We start from the raw sequence: 3,535 nt of genomic DNA on the forward strand, positions 1-3,535 counted from the left end.
CGACTCGACGAGCACCATCGCCCGTTCTCCGGCTGCCTCGGCCGCGACCAGGCCGGCGCGCACCGCATCGACGTCGCTGTGCGGCACCACGGTCAGCTGGGCGCGCGACAGGCGCACCGCGTCGACGAGCGACGCATGGATGTGGGCATCCGAGATGACCCGCGTGGTGCGGTCGGCCAGGGCGGTGACGACGGCCAGGTTGGCGTGGTAGCCGGTCGAGAACACCAGCGCAGCGGGCTGTTCGAGGTAGGCCGCCAGCTCGGCTTCGAGCTCTGCGTGCACGGCCAGGGTGCCGGTCACGAGACGCGAGGCGCTCGCTCCCGAGCCCCAGGTCAGGGCCGCGTCGGCTGCGGCACGGGAGACCGCGGGGTCGCGGGCGAGGCCGAGGTAGTCGTTGCCGGCGAGGTCGATCGTCGCGTCGTCGGCGGCACGCGCGCGGAGCCGTCGCGTCAGTCCTGCCGACTCGCGCCCTGCGGCTTCGGTGTCCAGCCACTCACTCCAGCGACTCATCCGGCACGCACCGCCGCTCCGATTCCGGCGACGAGCTGGTCGAGCTCGTCGTTGTTGATGACGTACGGCGGCATGGCGTAGACCAGATCGCGGAACGGTCGCAGCCACACGCCGGCCTCGATGGCCGCGTCGGTGGCGGCGACGACGTCGACGGGGTGGTCGAGCTGGACCACTCCGACTGCCCCGATCGTGCGCACGTCGCGGACCCCTGGCAGCTCGCGCAGGGGAGCCAGTCCGGCAGCCAGTCGTGAGCCGATCCGGTGCACTTCTGCCTGCCAGTCCTGGCCGAGCAGCAGGTCGATCGACGCACTGGCCACGGCGCACGCCAGTGGATTGCCCATGAACGTGGGGCCGTGCATGACGACGCCGGACTCGCTCGCCGAGATGCCTCGTGCCACCGCGTCGGTTGTCACGACCGCGGCGAGGGAGACGTAGCCGCCCGTCAACGCCTTGCCGACGCAGAGGATGTCGGGGGTGACCCGCTCACTGACGAACAGGTGGCCGGTGCGGCCGAAGCCGGTCGCGATCTCGTCGAACACCAGCACGAGGCCGTGCTCGTCCGCGACGTCACGGAACACTCGCAGGCACTCGACGGCGTACGGCCACATCCCGCCGGCACCCTGCAGGAGCGGCTCGACGATGATTCCGGCCAACTCGTGGTGGTGCTGGTCGGCGATGTGTCGAAGCGTCGTGGCCCAGGCTGCGATCTCGGCCTCGCTGGCGTCGTACGCCGGCGGCTGGGGTGCGAACACCTGCTGGGGGAGCAGTCCGGCCCACATCGCGTGCATCCCGCCGACCGGGTCGGTGATGCTCATGCAGTCGAACGTGTCGCCGTGGTAGCCGCCGAGGACGGTCAGCATCCGCGTGCGGTCGGGGCGGCCGACACCGCGCTGGTACTGCAGCACCATCTTCATGGCGACCTCGACCGACACCGATCCGGAGTCGGCGAGGAACACCCGCTCCAGCGGCTCGGGCGTGATCTCGACGAGCCGACGGCCCAGGGCAACGGCAGGCTCGTGGGTGAGTCCGCCGAACATCACGTGGGAGAACGCACCGACCTGGTCGACGACAGCCGCGTCGAGCACCGGGTGCCGGTAGCCGTGGATCGCCGACCACCACGACGACATCCCGTCGACGACCTCGTGGTCCTCGCCCAGGGTCAGCCGAGCGCCCGAAGCCCCCGTCACCAGCCGCACTGACGTCGGCTCGGTCATCGACGTGTAGGGGTGCCACAGGTGCTCGCGGTCGAACGCGAGGGTCTCGGTGGCAGCCAGGGTCGTCATGCGGAGGGCTCAGGCGTTCGCAGGGACCTCGGTGCCGGCACCGCGCTGGCGGATCACCGGCTTGTGGTCATCGGCGACGTCGCCGGGAGCCTCGTCCGAGAGCCCCGCCGCGCAGCCACCACAGCTCGTACCGCAACCCGTCGTGGCCGAACCGCACGGCGTGGTGGCCACCGCGTGGGCCGCAGCAGCGGAGGAAGGCGCGTTGAAGACGTCGTCGAAGGTGCCGTCGTTGAAGGCGTTCTCCTGGCCGAGGATGACGAAGCCGTTGTCGCGCATCATCTCCAGGTCCGACTTCGCGTCCTGGCCCTCGGAGGTCAGGTAGTCACCGAGGAAGATCGAGTTGGCGACGTGCAGCGCGGTCGCCTGCAGGGTGCGCAGGTGCATCTCGCGGCCGCCGGCGATGCGGATCTCCTTGTCGGGGCACACGAAGCGCGCCATCGCGAGGATCTTCACGCAGCGGGTGGGGGAGAGCTCCCACGTGTTCTCGTACGGGGTGCCGTCGAACGGCATCAGGAAGTTGACCGGGATCGAGTCCGAGCCGAGCTCCTTGAGCGCGAAGAGCGCCTCGACGAGCTGCTCGTCGGTCTCGCCCAGACCGGCGATCAGGCCGGAGCACGGCGACAGGCCGGCGGACTTCGCCTTGCCGATGGTGTCCACCCGGTCGTCGTACGTGTGGGTCTGGACGATGTTGTCGTGGTTGGACTCGGCAGTGTTGATGTTGTGGTTGTAGGCATCGACGCCGGCGGCCTTGAGGCGCTCGGCCTGGCCGTCCTTGAGGAGTCCCAGGCAGGCACAGACCTCGACGCCGTCGTACTCCTCCTTGAGGGCCTCGGTCATCTCGACGACCTTGTCGATGTCGCGGTTCGACGGACCGCGGCCCGACGAGACCATGCACACCCGCGAGGCGCCGCCCTTGAGGCCGGCGCCGGCCTGCTTGATCGCGTCGTCCTTGGAGAGCCAGGAGTACTTCAGGATCGGGGCTTCCGACCCGATGGCCTGCGAGCAGTAGTTGCAGTTCTCGGGACACAGGCCGGACTTGAGGTTGACCAGGTAGTTGACCTTGACCTTGTTGCCGAAGTGCTCGCGGCGCAGGCGGCCGGCGGCGGCGACGATCGACATCAGCTCGAAGTCGGGTGCCTGGAGCACGGCGAGCGCGTCGGCCTCGGTCGCTGCGGAACCGGGGCCACCGTCGAGGATGCGGGTGGCCAACTGGTCGAACTGCGCGCTCATGGGTCTCCTTGACACGGTAGGTTGAACAGAGAGTTGAACACTGTTCAGGTGGTCAGGATAAGCGACAACGGCAGGAGGCGCCACATGGGCTATCGACGCGGCGAGATCGTCGACCGGGCGATCGCCTTCCTCGACGACGTCGGACTCGACGCGCTGTCCATGCGCAAGCTGGCCGCTGACCTCGGGATCCAGGTGGGTGCGCTCTACCACCACTTCGAGAACAAGGCTGCCCTGTATGCCGCGGTCTCCGACGAGATCCTGCGCCGCGGCCGTCGACCGGCCGAGATCGTCGCGTGGGACGCGGAGCTGAGCCTGCTGTGTGCCGAGCTGCGCGACGCGATGCGCCGCCACCGCGATGGTGCCGCCCTCATCGCCCAGGTCCATCGGTACGACGCCGAGGTGCTCGAACGTCCGATGCGCTCGGCGCTCGAGCGAGGCGGTGCGGACGACCACCTTGCCCGTGTCGGTGCGCGGACCCTCGTCCGGCTGACCCTCTCCCACGAGGCCGACGA

The 3,535-nt window shown here is 69.5% G+C and carries 4 protein-coding genes; 1 reads left to right on the plus strand and 3 read right to left on the minus strand.

Annotated features, from left to right (window positions below; genetic code table 11):
- The 3 genes from ACOADB_RS15225 to bioB form a co-directional block, all read right to left on the minus strand.
- Positions 1-510: aminotransferase class I/II-fold pyridoxal phosphate-dependent enzyme (locus ACOADB_RS15225; RefSeq protein WP_378600211.1), on the minus strand; the 510-nt coding region annotated here is incomplete at its 3' end.
- Positions 507-1,793, minus strand: a complete 1,287-nt coding sequence (locus ACOADB_RS15230; protein WP_378600214.1) for an adenosylmethionine--8-amino-7-oxononanoate transaminase — start codon at positions 1,791-1,793, stop codon at positions 507-509. The genes ACOADB_RS15230 and ACOADB_RS15225, both read right to left, overlap by 4 nt.
- A 9-nt stretch (positions 1,794-1,802) precedes the next feature.
- Positions 1,803-3,023, minus strand: a complete 1,221-nt coding sequence (bioB, locus tag ACOADB_RS15235; RefSeq protein WP_378600217.1) for a biotin synthase BioB — start codon at positions 3,021-3,023, stop codon at positions 1,803-1,805.
- 84 nt (positions 3,024-3,107) lie between these two features.
- Here bioB and ACOADB_RS15240 point away from each other — a divergent pair.
- The coding region (locus ACOADB_RS15240; protein ID WP_378600218.1) for a TetR family transcriptional regulator at positions 3,108-3,535 on the plus strand (428 nt) is incomplete at its 3' end.

This window comes from Nocardioides sp. CPCC 206348, from assembly GCF_048654705.1.
GTDB lineage: Bacteria > Actinomycetota > Actinomycetes > Propionibacteriales > Nocardioidaceae > Nocardioides.

What these genes read in the sequence shown, in the direction of transcription:
- ACOADB_RS15230 (WP_378600214.1), bottom strand. Translation starts at nt 1,793, where the DNA reads ATGACGACCCTGGCTGCCACCGAGACCCTCGCGTTCGACCGCGAGCAC.
- bioB (WP_378600217.1), bottom strand. Translation starts at nt 3,023, where the DNA reads ATGAGCGCGCAGTTCGACCAGTTGGCCACCCGCATCCTCGACGGTGGC.